The 18838-nt window shown below is 29.3% G+C and carries 19 protein-coding genes; 5 read left to right on the plus strand and 14 right to left on the minus strand.

The window, feature by feature from the left end; all coding sequences use genetic code 11:
- Positions 1 to 106: 106 nt before the first annotated feature.
- The 3 genes from SPD90_RS05040 to hpt all read right to left on the minus strand — a co-directional run bounded on the left by SPD90_RS05040 (position 107) and on the right by hpt (position 2628).
- Positions 107 to 553, minus strand: a complete 447-nt coding sequence (locus tag SPD90_RS05040; RefSeq protein ID WP_320625097.1) for a hypothetical protein — start codon at positions 551 to 553, stop codon at positions 107 to 109.
- 229 nt (positions 554 to 782) lie between these two features.
- Positions 783 to 1805, minus strand: a complete 1023-nt coding sequence (gene trpS, locus SPD90_RS05045) for a tryptophan--tRNA ligase (RefSeq protein WP_320924505.1) — start codon at positions 1803 to 1805, stop codon at positions 783 to 785.
- 280 nt (positions 1806 to 2085) lie between these two features.
- A complete protein-coding gene (gene hpt / locus SPD90_RS05050) occupies positions 2086 to 2628 on the minus strand; it encodes a hypoxanthine phosphoribosyltransferase (protein WP_320924506.1) in 543 nt (180 codons plus the stop codon).
- A gap of 252 nt (positions 2629 to 2880) precedes the next feature.
- On the opposite strand from hpt, the gene SPD90_RS05055 reads away from it, so the two are divergent.
- Both SPD90_RS05055 and SPD90_RS05060 read left to right on the plus strand, forming a co-directional pair.
- A complete protein-coding gene (locus SPD90_RS05055; RefSeq protein ID WP_320626198.1) occupies positions 2881 to 3123 on the plus strand; it encodes a hypothetical protein in 243 nt (80 codons plus the stop codon).
- Between the two features lie 150 nt (positions 3124 to 3273).
- Complete coding sequence (locus SPD90_RS05060; RefSeq protein ID WP_320924507.1) at positions 3274 to 3903, plus strand: epoxyqueuosine reductase; 630 nt, start codon at positions 3274 to 3276, stop codon at positions 3901 to 3903.
- A gap of 64 nt (positions 3904 to 3967) precedes the next feature.
- On the opposite strand, the gene SPD90_RS05065 is transcribed toward SPD90_RS05060, so the two are convergent.
- From SPD90_RS05065 to SPD90_RS05095, 7 genes are all read right to left on the minus strand, one after another.
- Positions 3968 to 4669, minus strand: a complete 702-nt coding sequence (locus SPD90_RS05065) for a hypothetical protein (RefSeq protein WP_320924508.1) — start codon at positions 4667 to 4669, stop codon at positions 3968 to 3970.
- Positions 4662 to 5210: an RNA polymerase sigma factor gene (locus tag SPD90_RS05070; protein WP_320924509.1), complete on the minus strand. Its 549-nt coding sequence runs from the start codon at positions 5208 to 5210 to the stop codon at positions 4662 to 4664. Before SPD90_RS05070 ends, SPD90_RS05065 begins: the two co-directional genes overlap by 8 nt.
- Before the next feature lie 159 nt (positions 5211 to 5369).
- Positions 5370 to 6686 (minus strand): L-cysteine desulfidase family protein, encoded by a 1317-nt coding sequence (locus tag SPD90_RS05075; protein WP_320924510.1) that lies wholly within the window; start codon positions 6684 to 6686, stop codon positions 5370 to 5372.
- Positions 6687 to 6971: 285 nt separating this feature from the next.
- A complete protein-coding gene (locus tag SPD90_RS05080; protein ID WP_320924511.1) occupies positions 6972 to 8759 on the minus strand; it encodes a sigma-54 interaction domain-containing protein in 1788 nt (595 codons plus the stop codon).
- Positions 8728 to 8892, minus strand: a complete 165-nt coding sequence (locus tag SPD90_RS05085) for a hypothetical protein (protein WP_320924512.1) — start codon at positions 8890 to 8892, stop codon at positions 8728 to 8730. Before SPD90_RS05085 ends, SPD90_RS05080 begins: the two co-directional genes overlap by 32 nt.
- A 176-nt stretch (positions 8893 to 9068) precedes the next feature.
- Positions 9069 to 9701: a single-stranded DNA-binding protein gene (locus SPD90_RS05090; RefSeq protein WP_320924513.1), complete on the minus strand. Its 633-nt coding sequence runs from the start codon at positions 9699 to 9701 to the stop codon at positions 9069 to 9071.
- A gap of 116 nt (positions 9702 to 9817) precedes the next feature.
- Complete coding sequence (locus tag SPD90_RS05095; protein WP_320924514.1) at positions 9818 to 10576, minus strand: polysaccharide deacetylase family protein; 759 nt, start codon at positions 10574 to 10576, stop codon at positions 9818 to 9820.
- A 194-nt stretch (positions 10577 to 10770) separates the two neighbouring features.
- Between SPD90_RS05095 and SPD90_RS05100 the strand changes: the two genes are divergently transcribed.
- Positions 10771 to 10977: an alpha/beta-type small acid-soluble spore protein gene (locus SPD90_RS05100; RefSeq protein WP_290686549.1), complete on the plus strand. Its 207-nt coding sequence runs from the start codon at positions 10771 to 10773 to the stop codon at positions 10975 to 10977.
- Between the two features lie 195 nt (positions 10978 to 11172).
- Positions 11173 to 11709 carry a DUF4364 family protein gene (locus SPD90_RS05105; protein ID WP_320624827.1) on the plus strand — a complete coding sequence of 179 codons (537 nt, stop codon included), beginning with the start codon at positions 11173 to 11175 and terminating at the stop codon, positions 11707 to 11709.
- A 1-nt stretch (position 11710) separates the two neighbouring features.
- On the opposite strand, the gene SPD90_RS05110 is transcribed toward SPD90_RS05105, so the two are convergent.
- The gene (locus SPD90_RS05110; RefSeq protein WP_320924515.1) at positions 11711 to 12577 is read right to left on the minus strand and encodes a YncE family protein; all 867 of its coding nucleotides are present in this window, start codon (positions 12575 to 12577) and stop codon (positions 11711 to 11713) included.
- 186 nt (positions 12578 to 12763) lie between these two features.
- Here SPD90_RS05110 and SPD90_RS05115 point away from each other — a divergent pair, with 186 nt between their 5' ends.
- Complete coding sequence (locus SPD90_RS05115) at positions 12764 to 13588, plus strand: MerR family transcriptional regulator (RefSeq protein ID WP_320924516.1); 825 nt, start codon at positions 12764 to 12766, stop codon at positions 13586 to 13588.
- A 63-nt stretch (positions 13589 to 13651) separates the two neighbouring features.
- On the opposite strand, the gene SPD90_RS05120 is transcribed toward SPD90_RS05115, so the two are convergent.
- From SPD90_RS05120 to SPD90_RS05130, 3 genes are all read right to left on the minus strand, one after another.
- Complete coding sequence (locus tag SPD90_RS05120) at positions 13652 to 14941, minus strand: bifunctional folylpolyglutamate synthase/dihydrofolate synthase (RefSeq protein WP_320624824.1); 1290 nt, start codon at positions 14939 to 14941, stop codon at positions 13652 to 13654.
- Positions 14942 to 15146: 205 nt separating this feature from the next.
- Positions 15147 to 15887, minus strand: coding sequence for a M15 family metallopeptidase (locus SPD90_RS05125; protein ID WP_320924517.1), 741 nt, complete (start codon positions 15885 to 15887; stop codon positions 15147 to 15149).
- A 267-nt stretch (positions 15888 to 16154) separates the two neighbouring features.
- The gene (locus SPD90_RS05130; protein WP_320624822.1) at positions 16155 to 18824 is read right to left on the minus strand and encodes a valine--tRNA ligase; all 2670 of its coding nucleotides are present in this window, start codon (positions 18822 to 18824) and stop codon (positions 16155 to 16157) included.
- Positions 18825 to 18838: the final 14 nt, after the last annotated feature.

Raw genomic sequence — 18838 nt, forward strand, 5'->3', positions numbered from 1 at the left:
TTCTTCTTAATTTTAATTTTAGTAGCTGTTCTCTATTATTTTTTAACTTTTTTATTAATTTTCCTAAAGTAATTATAAATAATTTAATATTTTAATCCACTATCATTTATCCCATATAAATTTGTATTATTTTTTGTAATTGTTCATTCAAATCGTCTGGGCAAAATCCATAATTTAAATGATTTCGATGATCATCCCATCCACATAGAAATTCTTTTCCTGCTGATGCTTTTTCCACAGTAAAATACTTCATTTTTTCAAATTTTAAATCAAACATAAAATAAACATATTTACATTCTAATTCTACCCTTGGATCTGGCATAGTTACTCTAACTATTTTAACTTCTTCATTTACATTTAGAGCTTCTACTTTGTAATCTTCCTTTTTATAAATATTTTGACATTCTATTTTATCGCAAAAATCATCCATTATATCATAAAGTAATTCTCCTCTACTTTCTAACAAGGTTAACATAAATGTATTTTTGTTCTCAAAATAAAATAACGGCAATGCCTCATGCTCCAATGTGTATCTAGCTTTTTTCAATTTCATACTTAATCCCCCCATTTTTTAATTGATAATATATAAATTTATTGAGCTTTCACTCAAAAATTATTACCTCATATTGTTTTATATTTAAACCCTCTATACTTAATTATACATTAGATTCTCAAAAATCCTAATCTTTTGTATATATTCATTAGTTATTTTTTTAAGCAACAAAAAAAGATATAATTGTCATATATAGCAATTACATCTTTTTTATACTTTACTTTTTGTATTAGAATTTCATACCTTTAAAATACTCAATTCCCATAGCATCTCTAACTTCACTTAAAGTTTGAGCTGCTACTGCTCTAGCATTGTCGCTACCTTTTCTAAGAACTTCATATAAGTAATCTTTATTCTTTTCTAATTCTTTTCTTCTAGCTCTAATTGGTTCTAGTTCAGCTTGTAAGATATCGTTTAAATATCTCTTAACCTTAACGTCTCCAAGTCCTCCACGTCTGTAGTGAGCTTTCATTTCTTCTAATGCAGCTTTATCCTTGCAGAAAGCATCTAAGTAAGTAAATACTGCATTATTTTCAACACATCCTGGATCTTCAACTCTGATATGGTTAGGATCTGTGAACATACTCATTACTTTCTTTTGTACTACGTCAGCTTCGTCGCTTAGGTATATAGCATTTCCTAGAGATTTACTCATCTTAGCTTTTCCGTCAAGACCTGGAAGTCTTCCTTCTATTCCTTCTGGGTACATTCCTTCTGGCTCAACTAAAACTTCACCGTAAATATTATTGAAGCTTCTTACTACTTCTCTAGCTTGTTCTATCATTGGTTTTTGGTCGTTTCCAACTGGAACTAAATCAGCCTTGAAAGCAGTTATATCAGCAACTTGGCTGACTGGATATACAAAGAATCCTGCTGGTATACTTTCACCAAATCCTTTTTGTTGGATTTCAGATTTTACAGTTGGATTTCTTTGTAGTCTCGCAACTGTCACTAGATTTAAGTAGTATACTGTAAGTTCTGCTAATTCTGGTATTTGAGATTGTATAAATAAATTTGTCTTAGCTGGATCTAATCCTACAGATATGTAGTCCATAGTTACTTCTAGTAAACTATCTATTATTTTTTTAGGGTTTTTAGCATTATCAGTTAATGCTTGTTGGTCTGCTATCATTATAAACATATTGTATTTGTCTTGATTTTGTAGAGCTACTCTGTTTCTTAGAGAACCTGTATAATGTCCTAAATGTAGCTTACCAGTAGGTCTATCACCTGTTAATATTGTTTTTCTCATATTCTTAATCTCCTTATCGATAAATTTTCCAATTAAAAAATCCCCTCCTAAATATATAGGACGGGATTGCCGCGTTGCCACCTAAATTGCCAAATTCAAAATTTGACCTCTCAAAAAATAATTCTCCAAGGCCCATTCATTAAACCCTCTCTTGCCGAGATTCCACCGTCCTCGACTCTCTTTGTTGAGCCTAAATTTAACTACTTTTCCTCTTCTCAGAACCAATATTAATTTTTAATCGCTATATTCTTATATTATTATCTTTGTAAAAAAAAGTCAATTATTTTCTATCTTCATCAGTTACTGCAAATACATAAGGTATATTTCTGTAGTAATCTCCGTAGTTTAAGCCATATCCTGCAACAAATTTGTCTTCTATAGTAAATCCACAGTAATCAGGCACTAATTCAACCTTTCTTCTGCTTGGTTTATCTAATAATACACAAGATTTTATGCTGTTAGGATTTTTAGCTTTCAGATGTTTTAATACATGGTGCATAGTAAGAGCTGAATCTGTTATATCGTCTACAACTAATACATCATATCCTTCTAAACTGTCTTTAACATCTGACACTACTTCAACGTTACCACTTGTACTAAGTTCACTTCCATAGCTTTGTGTAGTCATAAATTCGATTTTTACTGGTATATTTATCGCTCTAACTAAATCTGCACAGAATATGAAACTTCCTCTTAATAAAGAAATCACCATTAATTTTTTGTCTTTATAATCTTCAGAGATTTGAGCTCCTAATTCTTTTATTTTATTATCTATATCTTCTTCAGAACATAATACTTCCCAGACTTTCTTTTCTATATCCATCGTCATTCCTCCATAATTTTAATATATTTATTTTATAATGATTAATAAATTATGTCTACAAGAAATATTATGTATTGTATAATTTCCTATATATTATTTAACTTTACCATTTTTAATTTTTTTATTCTTATTTTTTATTTATAATAGAATTCAATTTTTTTAATTCCTACTTTAACTATTTCAATTATACAAATATATTAAATTTAATGTACAATTAACTTAAAAGAATTATCTATGAAAGGGATGTTTTAAATGAACTTAAGTAATGAAATAAGAAATAAAGCATTAGAATTAGGATATGAAGATTGCGGAATTATAAAAATAGATGAAATGAAAGATTATGCAATTAAGCTTTCTGAACGAATAGACAGATTTCCTGAGACAAAACCTTTCCTCGAGAATTTTTTTAAATTTGCAGATATAAAACAAAATTTTCCTTGGGCAAAATCAATCATCGTATGCTCATATAATTATGGAAAATATAAAATTCCATAAAATCTAAAAGGTTTAATTGCAAAATCCTATTTAGTAGACAGCAGAAGAGATAAAAATTCAGATGGGTATAAAAGCAGTATTGCGTTTGAAAGCTACCTTAACGAAATCGGTATAAAAAACAAAACCGACAGACCGTTTGGCATAACTGCATTGAGATGGGCAGCTCTCAAAGCAGGCTTAGGAATTATAAGAAAAAACAACTTCTTCTACTCAAATTCTGGTTCATGGGTAAAGTTAGAGGCTTGGATTATCGACAAAGAACTAGAGCTAAAGCCAGATGTACAAATTAAAAAATGCCCTACTAATTGCAACCTATGTGTAAAATCATGTCCAACAAATTCATTAGCGGAACCATACATGACAAATCGCTCAACTTGTGTATCTTGCTTGACGACTTTTGAGGGCTGGGATATGCCTAATGAAAAATATAAAAAAGAAATTGACAGTTGGGTATTTGGATGCGATATTTGCCAAGATGTTTGTCCTTTTAATAAAGATAAATGGACTGAAGATGAAGATTTTCCAGGCTTAGAAGAATTAAGCGAGCATATATCTTTAGAAAAAATAATTGAAATGGATTACGAGTTTTTAAAAGATGTCATGAATCCAAAATTTTGGTATATCTCTAAAGACGATGTATGGAGATGGAAGACTAATGCTTTAAATGCCATGCTAAATAACTACGAACCTAAATACAATAAATACATAGATATGGCTCTACACGACGAAAACGAAAAGGTCCGCGAAATGGCTTCATATGTTAAAGAAAACATCCAATAATATTTTTATGCTACATAAAAAATAGGCCTTATCATCTGGAATAAGGTCTATTTTTAATTAACAACTACTTTTGTACTATTATAGATTCCAACAACTCTACCAATTCATTCTCTGATATATTATTTGTTTCTATATCAAAATTTATACCGTTATTATTAAACGTCACAATATATGTAGTATTAAATTGAGAGATTAGAAGTTCAATATCTCCAATTTTCGATTTTTTAGATATAGTATTCTCTATATAGTAATCCCTAATCGGTTCTTCAATTTCCGAAAATGTTAAATTTATATTTTTTTCTCCATCATCCTTTTGATAATAAAACACATAATCATGTAGCATATCATACTCATCAGAATTTATATTGCTTCTAGTATAAACATTATAGCTATAATCTAATTTAAATCCACTTGGCAATTTAATATTATTCATAAATTCAAATCGTTCCGGCAGATTTTTAATTTCTATAGTTTTTATATCTGCATCTAAACTAGCTTGTGACATTACTTTTATTTTGTTTATATTTAATTCAATATTTTCAGTTTGTTCTACAGTACTATTATTTTTAGCTATATAGTTTATTCCTATATCTTTTAATTTCACAAAACAAGCCAATACTACTGCTAAGACACACATTGAAGCTACAATATATCTCACTTTAAGCTTTCTCATTGTACTCACACCTTCCACTTTATATAAAATAATATTGTAATTTTTTTCTCTATCAAATTCCTTTTCTATCTGTTTCTTTAGATCATTAGACATTCTTGTCACCTTCAATCTTCACATTTTTCCTAATATCTTTTATAGTCCTATACAATATATTTTTCACATTAGAATCACTCATTCCCAGCTCCTTTGAGATTTCTGATATTTTCAAATCTGAGTAATAATATAAATAAAATACCCTAACTACTTTAATATCCTTTTTCTTAATATATCTCCAAACCATTTCTGCATTTAGTTTAGCTATCGCTTGAACTTCTATATCTATATCAGATGGTATGTCTAATTCGTATTCATCATCTCCTGAATTTTTCGATATAGAATATGCTTTTAGTTTATACAGTAATCCATAATGTCTTTGTATTTTCTTTTTAGCTATTCCTATAACGAAATTCGATTGATTTTGTAATATTATGTATTTTTTTCTTTTTAAAATTTTATAAAGCTCTACATATGTCTCTTGCAATAAATCGTTAACATCTTCTATATTTGAACATTTACATATTATGTATTTTAGCGTGCTATTGTATGTAGCTTTATATATTTCTTCAAAATTTTCTAGTGATATCTGAGCGCTCATTTTATTCTCCTTTCGTTATATAGTGTATTATTTTTCGAAAAAAGTTTCATTTTTTTAATTATATGCAAAAAAATAACTCTATTCCAATCATATAAGATCAAAATAGAGTTATTTTTAATTTAAATATCTATACTTATTAACTTGTGCCTAATTTATACACTATTTAACTTTATTTATTTCGTTCATTACATCTATAATTACTTGGTCTGTAATTTGCATACCTTGGTCACTTACTTTTCCTAAGTTCTTGATTGATTCTTCTACTTTGTCGCCGATTATTCCATTTTTAGGTGGTACATGGAAGCCTTGTTTTGCTATTATGGCACTTTGAATTGATGCTGATGCTGCTGAAGATAATTTTAATGCACAACCAGCCTTTGCACCGTCACAAATCATACCACTTAAATTAGCTATCATGTTTTCTATAGCACCTTTTATGTGATTTATATCTCTATCCATAAGCCAAGATATACCAGCAGCTGATCCTGTAGAAGCAGCTACACCACATCCACAAACTGCAGATAATCTACCAGTGTAATTTTTTATATATCCAGTTACTAGATGAGATATTGCCAATGCTTTTGCTAAATTTTCATCAGTTTGAGGGTATTTGTTATTATATGCAACTATTGGAAGTATAGCTGTTAAACCGTGGTTACCACTACCATTTGAACTCATAACAGGCATTTTTATACCTGCCATTCTAGCATCTGAAGCTGCAGCTGTAAGCATCATAGCTTCAGTTAATAAATCATTAGACATATATCCTTCTTCTTTAGCTCTCTTTATACCAAATCCTACACCGATTCCAGCTTTATTATTTAATCCATATTTGGCTATGTCCATATTCATTTGAATTCCATCTAGTAAGAATTTAATATCTTCAAAATCCATTTTTTCAACATTTTGTACTATTTCTTTTATATCTGTAGTATCCATTAATGTTTCTTTTCTTGGTGAAGCAGTTTCTTCTACAACATCTTCTTGGTTAAAATCACCTGTATCTAATAAAACCTCTTGATTCTTTTGTAGATATACAAAATTGTCGTGTTTTTCTTTTATAACTACTTTTGCTATGTTATTTTCTCCTCTTAAATCAACTTCTATAAATACTTTATCTTTAGTTTGTGCTGGAATTATATTTATAGGCTTTGTATCTACATAGTCTTCTGATTCTTTTACTTGTTCATCATCTAGTGTTTCTAATACTGTTAAACCATTTTCTGAATGTCCTCCCACAAATCCCATTGCAACTGCTATTTTTAATCCTAGTCTATCTGTACCTGGAATTCCTACGCACATTCCATTTTTATATATACTTGGACTTACTAAAATTCTGTTTTCTACTATTTCTTCATCTAATAATTCTTTAGCCTTAGCACAAGCTAGTGCTACTGCTACTGGTTCTGTACATCCTAATGCAGGCTTTACTTCTGCCTTTAACATTTCAATTAATTGTTTTCTTATATCTCTCATAACCGTTCCTCCTAAATTAACTAAAACAAAATAAATCTCATAATTCAAATAAAAATTTTTCTTAATAATATTAAAAGCATTTTTCGTGCCAACTTTTTACATTTCAAAAAATATTTTTTATTAATTATTTTTTGATAATTACTTTAAATATTTTTTAGATTATCATTTTATATTTATTTTTTTGAAGTAATATATATTTATATTTTCTCAATTTCAAAAAAAATAATCTCATTATGATATTTTATCTCATTTTGAGACTATTTTAAATCAAATTGCAATTTTAAATCATTTTACATCGAGCTTATCCCTGTATTTTTCTAATTTTCTATATAAAGTAGCTCTAGATATCCCCAAAGCATTTGCGGCTAATTCCTTATCCTTTTTATAATTTTTATACAAATCTAAAGCTCTTTTTATTTCTCTAATTTCTAATTCTTCTAATGTTCTTATTTCTTCGTTGTCTACTCTTTCTTCAACATAATTTATGGTTGTAAGTGTTTTTGGCATAGAATCTAATGTTAGAATTTTAGACTGAGACATATTTATGCTATATTCAATTACATTTTGAAGCTCTCTAATATTACCTGGCCATTCATAATTCATAAGTAGCTGCTTGGCATTTTCGTCTATTCCTAAAATCTCTTTTCCAAGCTTGTCCGAATATTCCTTTATCATATAATCAATCAACAGCGGTATATCCTCTCTACGCTCTCTAAGGCTTGGTAATTTTATAGGAATAACATTCAATCTATAATATAAATCCTCTCTGAAAGAGCCATTTTTAACCATAGCACTTAAATTTTTATTTGTAGCTGCAATAATTCTTACATCTATGAATATATTGCTCTTTCCACCGATTTTATCTAACTCGCGCTCTTGGAGAACTCTAAGTAGCTTAGCCTGTAAATGCAAGCTCATATCTCCTATTTCATCTAAGAATATAGTTCCTTTATCAGCTAATTCAAATTTTCCTAATTTACCACCCTTCTTAGCACCTGTAAAAGCCCCTTCTTCATATCCAAATAACTCACTTTCCAGTAGGTTGTCTGGGATTGCAGCACAGTTTACAGTTACAAAAGGATGATCCGCTCTAGCGCTATGATTATGTATTGATCTTGCAAATAATTCTTTACCCGTTCCACTTTCGCCGGTAATCAATATAGTCGATGTAGAATGAGATGCTATCAATGCATTTCTTTTAGTTTGAATTATCAGCTCGCTATTTCCGATTATATTATCTAAGGTTATTTTATAATCCTTGTTGATTTTATTGTAGTTCTTTATAGCCTCCTTCTTTTCTATGAAGTCTATAACATATCCTTTGAACTTTCCTTTTATCATTATTTTATTTATATTGTAAATTCCTTTTACATTTCTGTTTCTTTTATTGTAGACAAAGCTCCCCATTTTATATTTATTGAAATTATTGTCATTTACTTTTTTAATGAAATTCAATACATCAAACATACTCTTTTGAAATAAATCCTCATCCCTTAAGTTAAATAACTCTTTAAACTTATGATTGCACTTATCTACATGGCCATTTATATCTACAGAAACTACAGCCTTATCCATATTATCTAGTAAAATCTCTAGCTTCTTTTTCTCTACCTCTAATTCCTCAGTATTTATCTGCGCCTTTAGCTTGCTCGAAATCAAATCTGCCATTTTTTTTAAAAAATTCATCAAGTCATTTATATTACCCTTTATAGCATCAGATTGTTCTTGGCTAAACGCTATAAGTCCTATAACTCCATAAGACTTACCATCTAGAACTATAGGACAGCATACCTCTGCAAACTCCTTACAAAGCCCTACATGGTCACATCCTTTGCAAATATCACTGTTCTTTGGATCTTCAATAAAAATTTCAACCTGTTCCGTAAAAGATTTCTTAAAAGCAGAATATCCATCGACCTCGTCTCCAATTTTATCTATATATTTTCCTGTACCTGCAATTCTTATAAAGTTCTCGTCAACTATTGTTACATCTATATTTAAAACAGACAAAATAGCCTCTGCTATGTTCTGTATATCATCTTTAATATTTTCTAGTTCTTTCATTATAATCATCCTTTACCTTATTATTAAGAAGTATTTCTCTTATATCCTTTAAAATCATCAATATTTTATTTAGTGTAAATTGGATGCTTACAAGAACTACAAATAGCATTATAACTGCAACTACTGTATAATTAATACTCATGCTAATCCTCCTTAATTTTATTAAACAAAAAATCCTCCATTATATTTTAGAGGATAAATTTTTAAAATACACAAGAAATCGTATTTGTATAATTTATATGAAAACATTGTTTCTATAGATTATAAAATTCTTATTTATATTTTACATCTTTTATTTAATTTTTAATACGTAAATATTTAATTTTCATCCTCTTCTACTTTTTTTATTTTAGAAACTGAAACCTCATAGGCTACTTTTTTTACTATAGTCTCTTCATCTATTTTCTTTTCATAAGGTCTACTTTGAATTCTACCCCACATTTGAATCCTGTCACCTACTTTTAAATTTCTGGCAAACTTTGCATTTCTGCCCCACACTATAGAAGGTATATAATCAGATTTGTTGTAAGGTCTATTTATAGCTACTAATAAATCGGTTATCTCCCTTCCTAAAGGCGTCTTTCTATATGTGGGACGTTTACATATATATCCATCTAGGTAAATGCTGTTAGGGTCTTTATTTTCTTCGTCAATTGGCTTTATCTCTCTTACAAATACAGTTAAAATTAATTTGTTTTTTTCTCCTACATTCTTATTGTAGGATCTAAGCTGCCCGATTACATTTACATGCTTATTCTTTTCGAAGTCTAATTCCTGTATCAATCGCTCTGAAATAGTCATTGGCAAGATATCACTAGAATCACTCAATCTATTTATTTTTATTTTTGCATTATAAAATTTTTCTCCAAATATTTCATGACTAAATTCTAAATTATCTTCAAGTTCTCCACACAAATTTACAATATTTGTATCGCCTTTCATAACTACCATACTCTTTATCCCTCCGAATTGTTAATTATTTCTTTATCTCTATACGTTATAAATATATTTTTTTAAATCAATATTTATTACATTTTATTTTTATGTACTAGCTATTTATATTTAAATTATTTCTTTAATCTCTGGACACCAGATGAATCTATGTAGTAATTTTCATGGTAAATTAAATCTGAAACCTTGACCATGTTATATCCATTTTGTTTAAAATAATATACAATTTGATCCAAATAATAATCTACATTTTTGCCATCTCCGTGAAATAATATTATAGAACCTGGAGAAGTATTTTGTGCAACTCTGTCAATTATGTTATTATCATCTATATTTTTCCAATCCATTGAATCTACATTCCATTTTACGACTGTATATCCTAGGGATTCACATAGCTTTACTCTATTTTCATTGATTTCTCCAAACGGTGGTCTGAATATGTTAGATTTCTTTCCTGTTATTTCTTGAATTTTTTTAGAAGTCAATTCCAGTTCTTCCTTTATATCCTCCTCTGATATTTCATTGAAATTAGGATGTGTATTAGAATGGTTTTCTATTTCGTGACCTCTCTTATATATTTCCTCTACTACAGCTTTATTTTTATCTATCCAATTGCCTACAACAAAAAAAGTCGCTTTCACATCGTACTTATCTAAAATATCCAAAATCTCCTCTACATTTCTCTCGCTGTAGGAAATATCAAATGTCAGAGAAATTTTCTTCTCGTCTGTATCGACCTTGTGTATCGGAATATCTGCATTTTGCTCGCTGAAATACGTCTTTATACAAAAAGCTAATGCAAAAATCAAAATCAATCCAATTAAAAATAAAATTATACTATTTAAAAAAGCTTTTTTTCTCAAAAGTAAACTCATCCTCCTTCACTATTTATAACTTCATATATTCTATTAAAAATTTATTTTTCTATTTATAAAAAAATAACTAATTTTTTAAATTCCTTAAAAATAACTGCTCTGCCAAATTTTTTTAGAATATAATATTTCAATTTGGAGAAATTATAATCAACAACATTAAATAAATGTTGATTAACTTAAGGAGGAAATTTACTATGGCAAACACAAATAACAGACAAGTTGTTCCAGAGGCTAAAGCTGCATTAAACCAAATGAAATTAGAAATAGCTAACGAATTAGGTTTATCTAACTATGAAACAGTTGATAAAGGTAATTTAACAGCTAGACAAAATGGCTATGTTGGTGGATATATGACTAAGAAATTAGTCGAAATGGCTGAAAAACAAATGGCTGGTAAATAGTAAATTTTAATGCTTGAGTATTAAAATCCCCTAAAAACTTTTAGGTGGAAAAACCAACAAAGGAGGCTACCAATCTGGTAGCCTTTTTTCATAAAAAAATATTCGATGTAAAAAAATTTAACGATTTTACACCTTTTTTTTTTCTATATTTTAGTTTAATATAGTATTATAATAGTTTAGTGGAGGATGATAAATATGTTTGAAAATTCATCTGAAGAAACAGCTTACCACAAGCTTTTAATCTTGTATATTTTATATAAAATTAAAATGGATTTGACAAATTCTCAAATCACTCAAGTTGTTTTAGAAACCGAAATGATGAATTATTTTTCATTGCAACAACTTTTATCTCAGCTTATGGAATCAAAATTTTTAAAGATATATAAAGACTCTGACAAAGAGTTTTATTGTCTAACTCAAAAGGGACTTGAAACATTAGAATCTCTTATGCTTAAAATTCCAATTGATTCAGCTAACAAAGTAGACCACTATATAAAATTAAACAAAGAAAGCTTATTAGCTGAAACTCAAGTAAAATCTAGTTTTGTTAAACAAAGTGAAAATGAATTCATCGTCAATCTTAGAGTAATTGAAAATCAAAGCAATTTAATAGATTTAAATCTAAATGTTTCTTCTGAAAAACAAGCAAATCATATTTGCAATAACTGGAAAAAGAACGCTTCTCATATGTACGCCGAAGTAATAAATTTACTTACTACATATAAAAAATAGCCTACAAACAAACTATTGTTGTAGGCTCTTTTCCTACTTGAAGCTCTTTTAGTAGTCGATTTGTCTTTGTATCGTAAACCTTTATAGTGTTATTTTTCGTATCCGATACAAATAACCTACTACAATCCTTAGATATTTCAAGCCCTTGTGGAATTCCGTCGATTTTTATTTTTCCTATATATTTTCCCATTTTATAATCTAAAATTTTTATCTGATTGTATCCTAAATCACTTATATACACCTTGCTGTCCCTGTAATTAAACTCTATCTGAACAGGCAACAACAGCTCCTCAAAAATGCCAATTACTTCTAAGGTTTCTCCCTTTAAAATTACTAATTTCCCGTCCAATGTTGATATATATATTTCGTTTTTTATCTTATCCACTTTTAAATGCCACGCTTTAAAATCAGTATCGATTTTCTTATTGATAACTTTATTTTCTATATCTATGCATACTATTGAATTTATACATGGAACGTACAACCTTTTATTTTTCTGATCATAGCTAAATCCATGTGGCATATCGTCTACAGTTATCATACCTATTAAATCTAACGTATCTTTATTTATTATATAAATGCTATTTGTATCCTCATTAGAGATAAATAATTCCTTTTCGTACATAAATATTTGGCTTAAGCTACCACCAACAGATACCGAATCGATAATTTCGCCACTTATCATATCTAAAGTATAAAGCGTTCCATTATTTAAGCTGGGTATAAATATTTTTTGCTCTTTTTCCTCTATCCAAAAGTGATGTGGATAAATATTTTCTTTTAATTCAATCTCTCTTTCAGTTTCAAGAGTTTCGTAATCAATGATACTTATGCTGTGCGACAAATAATTAGAAATATATACCTTCAAAACCTCCCTCCTTTCTCAAACTATACTACAATAATATATTAGTTTTTTTCGTAAATTATGCTTGTACAGCTCGTCCCTTTTATCCATAATAATATTTTATGTAAATTAATCCAACATTATCGTTGACTCTTACCTTAGGTAAAATATTATACTTAAGGTAAATAATATTTCTGTTGGAGGTAAAAAATGCTATCTATCGGAGAATTCTCAAAAATATGTGGAGTATCACAAAAAACACTTAGATACTACGATGAAATTGGTTTAATAAAACCTGATGAAATAAATCCAAAAAGTAATTACAGATATTATTCAATTGATCAATTAGAAAAAATGCTGTTTATAATCAAGCTAAAATCCTACAATTTCTCTTTAGATAAAATCAAAGAATTAATCAATTTAGAAACATATGAACAAGAGGAAGCTCTAATTAAATCGCTAATCAAAAAGCGAGATACAATGGAAGAAAATATGAAAAAAATCAAATACAATATAAAACAATTAGAAAAAGATATTTCCAATTTACAAAACGGCATTTCAATAATACCGGATCTAAATGATTCGGATATACAACTTGTAGAAACACAAACGCTAAATATAATTTCTATCAGAAAAATATTAACAGAGGACGACTATAAAAACGGATATATACCTTATTTTAGCAAACTATACCAAAAAATAGCTAAAGAAAACTTAACCTTAATTGGAGAGCCAATGGCAATTTACCATAGCCCTGACTACGATCCACTTCACAACGACACAGAATTTGCACTAGCTGTCGAGGAATATGCAACTGGTACTCGCGATTTTCCTGGTTCATTATGTGCTAAATCAACTTTAAATGGAAATTATTCTGGCTTAACAGAGGTATACGCAAAATTGATGAAATGGATAGAGGAAAATAGATATAAAATAATCGCTCCACCTTATGAAGTTTATTTAAACGATCCCTATACTACAAATCCAAATGAAAATATAACTGAAGTGTATTTTCCTATAAAGAAAAACCGATAATTAAAAAAAATCCATCGAGGATATATATTCCCCGGTGGATTTTTTTCATATTAAAAACTATATCTATTTGACTATACTTCTTATATGTCCTATCATATACAATGAACCTGCTGCAATTATAACTTCATCCTTTTCAGCGTGATCAAGCACATATTTTACAGCATCTTCTATTTTAGGTATTGCCACAACTTCTTTTCCGTATTTTTCTATTTTAGCCTTTAATTCTTCACAGCTTATCGCTCTGTCGCTGTCTGGAGTAGTTGTTACAACCTTTTGGAATTTATCCATTAATAGCTCTAAAACAGAATCTATATCCTTGTCTGCTAGCATTCCTATTAAGAAAGTTAATTTTTGTCCCTTGAAGTTCTTTTCTAGTGCTTTAGTTAATGATCTCGCACCGTCTTCGTTGTGAGCGCCATCTATTATGAACACAGGATCGTCTTTTATTTTTTCGATTCTTCCTGGCCATTTAGTATCATGGAAGCCTTTCTTGATAGCTTCGTTGCTTAATTTAACATCTCTTTTATCTCTTATAGATTTTAATACTGTAAGAGCTAAAGTAGCATTTAGAACTTGGTGGTCTCCTATTAATTGAATTTCTATATCTTCAAATTTTTCACCGTCGATTACACAGTCAAATATTTGAGATGATACATCAGATTTTTTAACATTTATTGAGTCAAAATCTACTTCTACATATTCTGAATTTTGTTCTTTGCAGACATCCTTTATAACTTGTGCAGCTTCATCATCTTGTTTGTAAGATACAGTTAATCCATTAGGTTTTATTATTCCAGCTTTTTCGTAAGCTATTTTAGCTAAAGTATCGCCTAATACGCCTATATGATCTAAACTTAAAGAAACTATTACACTTGCAAGAGAATTCTTTATAACGTTAGTAGCATCGTATCTACCACCTAGACCAACCTCTAAAGCTACGTAGTCAACCTTTTGTTCCCAATAATAGTAAAATGCCATAGCAGTTTCTATTTCGAACTCAGTTGGATAAGCAAATCCTTCTTTGACCATTTGTTCTATTTTATCCTTCATCATTGTTACTATTCTAGCAACATCTTCTTCTGGTATATTTTGTCCATTTATTCTTATTCTTTCTGTGAAAGTTTCTAAATATGGAGAAGTATAAAGACCTACCTTATACCCTTCTGCTTGTAATGAATTTGCAATAAATGAGCATACAGAACCCTTTCCATTAGTTCCTGCTACATGTATTATTTTTAATTTTTCTTGTGGATTTCCTAATAACTCAAGTAGTTTAAGTGAGTTTTCAAGTCCTAATCTAATCCCAAACTTATGAGATTCTTCTATGAATTTTAGTGATTCTTGGTAATTCAATTTTTGTATCGTTATTGAAAATATAAATTCTCAATAACTTCTCCTTTCTTGTATTAATATTATATATTGTAACTTACGTCTTATCTTAGATAATAATCCCGTATACATTACCATATTATATATTATAATATATTTCCAGTCTTTGGACAAAATATAGTGTATATAAATCTACATAAAAATTATTTTTTTCTGATAAAACATTTTCCTAATTATCATGCTTTAAATATTCCTCTAATGTCTCTGAATTCATATAAATTTTCTCTGCTATATCTTTTCCGATATATCTTATATGCCAAGGCTCATAACTATAGCCTGTAATATCTTCTTTGTTTTCTGGATAACAAAGTATAAATCCGTATTTATATACATTATTGGCAAGCCACTGAGCTTCTATACTTGTCTTATCAAAACATCTAGATGGATTAGTTACATCAATAGCTAAACCAGTTTGATGCTCGCTTTCACCAGGAGTCGCTACATATTGCTTTGTGTATTCTTGCCCCTTTTCTTTATAATATTTATTGTATATATTCGCCTGTGTTTGATATGATCTATATGCTGATGAGCCTATTAAGGTTATGTTATTTTGCTTTGCATTTTGAAATAATTCCTCTAAAGAAGTTGCTGCTTCCTGTTTCATGTATCTTTCTTCTTCTATTGAGCTATCTAAAAATATTATATTTGGTTTGACTAGATTTTTGGGCTTATAATCAGAAGTTAGCGGATTATCTTTATTTACTAATACCAAATCATCATCTTGATTCTTATTAAAAGTAGATTTATCATCTGTTAATCCTATACGATTTTCAATATTTGTTATAAAATTAATACCATCTACAGCTATATTACTTAAAAATGAATTTTTTAGTATATCAATACAAAAAATTACTGCTATAATAATAATAAAAAATTTTATACACTTACTTAATTTTATTTTTCTCTTCATAGTATCATCTCCTTATATATAAGGTTAATCTTGAATTCTTAATTAATTTATAATTAGGCTTTAAATTTACATAACACAAAACTTAAGATTATTTAAAATTGTTTACATTTTTCCAAAATTTATAATACTATTTAAAGATATAAATATTAATAAAATCAAATAAAAAGAGGATGCTCAACATATAAATATATCTCACATCCTCTTCGACCAAGAAATCAATTTAGCCCGTTAGGCCAGTTATTTAAATATAGTATTAAACTAACTCAACTATTTTATTTTCGCTTCTATACTTTCTAGTCTTTCTAATACAGATTTTAGCATTTCTTCATATTTTTCTTTTTTAGCTTTTTCTTCATTAACTAATTTTTCTGGAGCCTTAGATATGAATCCTTGGTTAGATAATTTTCCGTTAACTCTCTTAATTTCGCTTTCTATTTTAGCTTTTTCTTTATTTAATCTATCTAACTCTTTGTTGAAGTCTACTAATTCATCAAGTGGTATAAATATCTTAACTCCATCTATAACAACACTTACTGCATCTTCTGGTATATTGTCTTCGTTCATTTGGATTTGAACTTCTGAAGCAGATGCTAGAGTTATGAAGTAATCTTTACCAGCTTCTATAGCAGGTAATTTTTCTTCAGTTGGTATTATTATAACTTTAGCTTTCTTTGATGGTGGAACATCCATTTCTGCTCTTGCATTTCTTATGTTTCTTATACCTTCCATAGTAAGTTCCATTTTAGCTTCTTCTTCAGCCATGTTATCTGATTCTTTGTAGTGTGGCCATTCAGATACCATTATACTTCCTTCTACTGTTGGTAGATAAGTATATATTTCTTCTGTTATGAATGGCATATATGGGTGTAGTAATTTTAATATTTTTTCTAGTACGTAAGTTAATACATATAGAACAGTTTTCTTAGCTTCTACATCATCACTGTATAATCTTGGTTTAACTATTTCTATATACCAGTCACAGTATTCTGACCAAGCGAAGTCATGAACTTTTGTAGCAGCTACACCTAAGTCGAAGTTATCCATATTGTCTGTAACTTCTTTAACTACTTTATTAGCTCTAGATATTATCCATTTATCTGCTAATGTGAAGTTAGCTTCTACAGATTCTCTAGTTACACCTTTGATTAATTCTTCATCTATATTCATGAATATAAATCTTGATGCATTCCATAATTTATTTGCAAAGTTTCTAGCTGCTTCAACTCTTTCGAAGTAGAATCTCATGTCGTTTCCTGGAGAGTTTCCTGTGATTAACATGAATCTTAAAGCATCAGCACCGTATTCATCTATTACATCTAACGGATTTATACCATTTCCTAGAGATTTACTCATTTTTCTACCTTGAGAGTCTCTAACTAATCCATGTATTAAAACATGATGGAATGGAGTTTCATCCATACAGAACATTGCTGAGAATGTCATTCTTACAACCCAGAAGAAGATTATATCGTATCCAGTAACTAATACATCTGTTGGATAGTAGTATTTTAATTCTTCTGTATTGTGTGGCCAACCTAATGTTGAGAATGGCCATAAAGCTGAAGAGAACCAAGTATCTAGTACATCTTCATCTTGTTTGAAGTTAGTGCATCCACATTTTGGACATTTATCTGGAGCTTTAGTTGCAACAACTATTTCTCCACATTCTTGACAATAGTAAGCAGGTATTTGGTGACCCCACCATAATTGTCTAGATATACACCAGTCTCTTATGTTTTCTAGCCATTGTAGATAAGTTCCTGTTCCATATCTTTCTGGTACGAATTTTAAATCTCCATTTTTTAATATATCTATAGCAGGTTTTGCTAATTCATCCATTTTAACGAACCATTGTTCAGATAATCTTGGTTCTACTACTGTATGACATCTGTAGCAAGTACCAACAGCATGTTTGTGAGGAACTATTTTTATCAAGAAGCCTTGTTCTTCTAGATCCTTAACAAGCTCTTTTCTACATTCATATCTGTCCATGCCTGCATATTTTCCACAAAGATCGTTCATAGTACCGTCTTCATTCATTACGTTTATTTGTTCTAAGTTATGTCTTTGTCCAACACCGAAGTCGTTAGGGTCGTGAGCTGGTGTCATCTTAACTATACCAGTTCCGAATTCTTTATCAACGTAATCATCTGCAACTATTGGAAGTTCTCTTCCTACTAATGGAAGTATTGCAACCTTACCTACTATGTCTTTGTATCTTTCATCATCTGGATTAACAGCTATACCACTGTCACCTAGCATTGTTTCTGGTCTAGTAGTTGCTACTTCTAAGTATTGGTCGCTATCTTTTAGATAGTATTTAACATGATAGAAATTACCATCTTGTTCTTCATGTTCTACTTCTGCATCTGATAAAGTAGTTTTACAATCTGGACACCAGTTTATTATTCTGTTTCCTCTGTAGATATGTCCTTGTTCGTATAATTTTACGAAAAATTCTGTTACAGCTTCATTACAACCTTCGTCCATTGTAAATCTTTCTCTATCCCAGTCACAAGAAGAACCTAATTTTTTCATTTGTTCAACTATAACGCCACCGTACTCTTCTTTCCAGTCCATAGCTCTTTTTAGGAATTCTTCTCTTCCTATTTCGTATTTTGTCTTGCCTTCTTCTCTTTTGATTTTTTCAACAACCTTAACTTCAGTTGCTATAGAAGCATGGTCTGTTCCTGGTTGCCATAATGTTTCATATCCATCCATACGTTTCCATCTAATAAGAACATCTTGTAGAGTATGGTCAAGTGCATGACCCATGTGAAGTTGTCCTGTTATATTAGGTGGAGGTAAAACTATACAGAATGGTTTTTTGTCTGGATTTGGGCTAGATTTGAAATACCCTTTATCAATCCATTCTTGATATAATCTTTGTTCAAAATCTTTTGGATTATAAGTTTTTGATAAATTTGCTTTTGTCATTTTTGCCTCCTAAA

This window comes from Intestinibacter sp., assembly GCF_034113885.1.
GTDB lineage: Bacteria > Bacillota > Clostridia > Peptostreptococcales > Peptostreptococcaceae > Intestinibacter.

Bases quoted from the DNA above. Each gene is read 5' to 3' on its own strand.
- SPD90_RS05065 (WP_320924508.1), bottom strand. From the start codon at position 4,669: ATGTCTAATGATCTAAAGAAACAGATAGAAAAGGAATTTGATAGAGAA.
- SPD90_RS05085 (WP_320924512.1), bottom strand. From the start codon at position 8,892: ATGAGTATTAATTATACAGTAGTTGCAGTTATAATGCTATTTGTAGTT.
- SPD90_RS05100 (WP_290686549.1), top strand. From the start codon at position 10,771: ATGGCAAACACAAATAACAGACAAGTTGTTCCAGAGGCTAAAGCTGCA.
- SPD90_RS05075 (WP_320924510.1), bottom strand. From the start codon at position 6,686: ATGAGAGATATAAGAAAACAATTAATTGAAATGTTAAAGGCAGAAGTA.
- hpt (WP_320924506.1), bottom strand. From the start codon at position 2,628: ATGGATATAGAAAAGAAAGTCTGGGAAGTATTATGTTCTGAAGAAGAT.
- SPD90_RS05055 (WP_320626198.1), top strand. From the start codon at position 2,881: ATGAACTTAAGTAATGAAATAAGAAATAAAGCATTAGAATTAGGATAT.
- SPD90_RS05080 (WP_320924511.1), bottom strand. From the start codon at position 8,759: ATGATTATAATGAAAGAACTAGAAAATATTAAAGATGATATACAGAAC.
- trpS (WP_320924505.1), bottom strand. From the start codon at position 1,805: ATGAGAAAAACAATATTAACAGGTGATAGACCTACTGGTAAGCTACAT.
- SPD90_RS05105 (WP_320624827.1), top strand. From the start codon at position 11,173: ATGTTTGAAAATTCATCTGAAGAAACAGCTTACCACAAGCTTTTAATC.
- SPD90_RS05090 (WP_320924513.1), bottom strand. From the start codon at position 9,701: ATGGTAGTTATGAAAGGCGATACAAATATTGTAAATTTGTGTGGAGAA.
- SPD90_RS05125 (WP_320924517.1), bottom strand. From the start codon at position 15,887: ATGAAGAGAAAAATAAAATTAAGTAAGTGTATAAAATTTTTTATTATT.
- SPD90_RS05070 (WP_320924509.1), bottom strand. From the start codon at position 5,210: ATGAGCGCTCAGATATCACTAGAAAATTTTGAAGAAATATATAAAGCT.
- SPD90_RS05130 (WP_320624822.1), bottom strand. From the start codon at position 18,824: ATGACAAAAGCAAATTTATCAAAAACTTATAATCCAAAAGATTTTGAA.
- SPD90_RS05040 (WP_320625097.1), bottom strand. From the start codon at position 553: ATGAAATTGAAAAAAGCTAGATACACATTGGAGCATGAGGCATTGCCG.
- SPD90_RS05115 (WP_320924516.1), top strand. From the start codon at position 12,764: ATGCTATCTATCGGAGAATTCTCAAAAATATGTGGAGTATCACAAAAA.
- SPD90_RS05095 (WP_320924514.1), bottom strand. From the start codon at position 10,576: ATGAGTTTACTTTTGAGAAAAAAAGCTTTTTTAAATAGTATAATTTTA.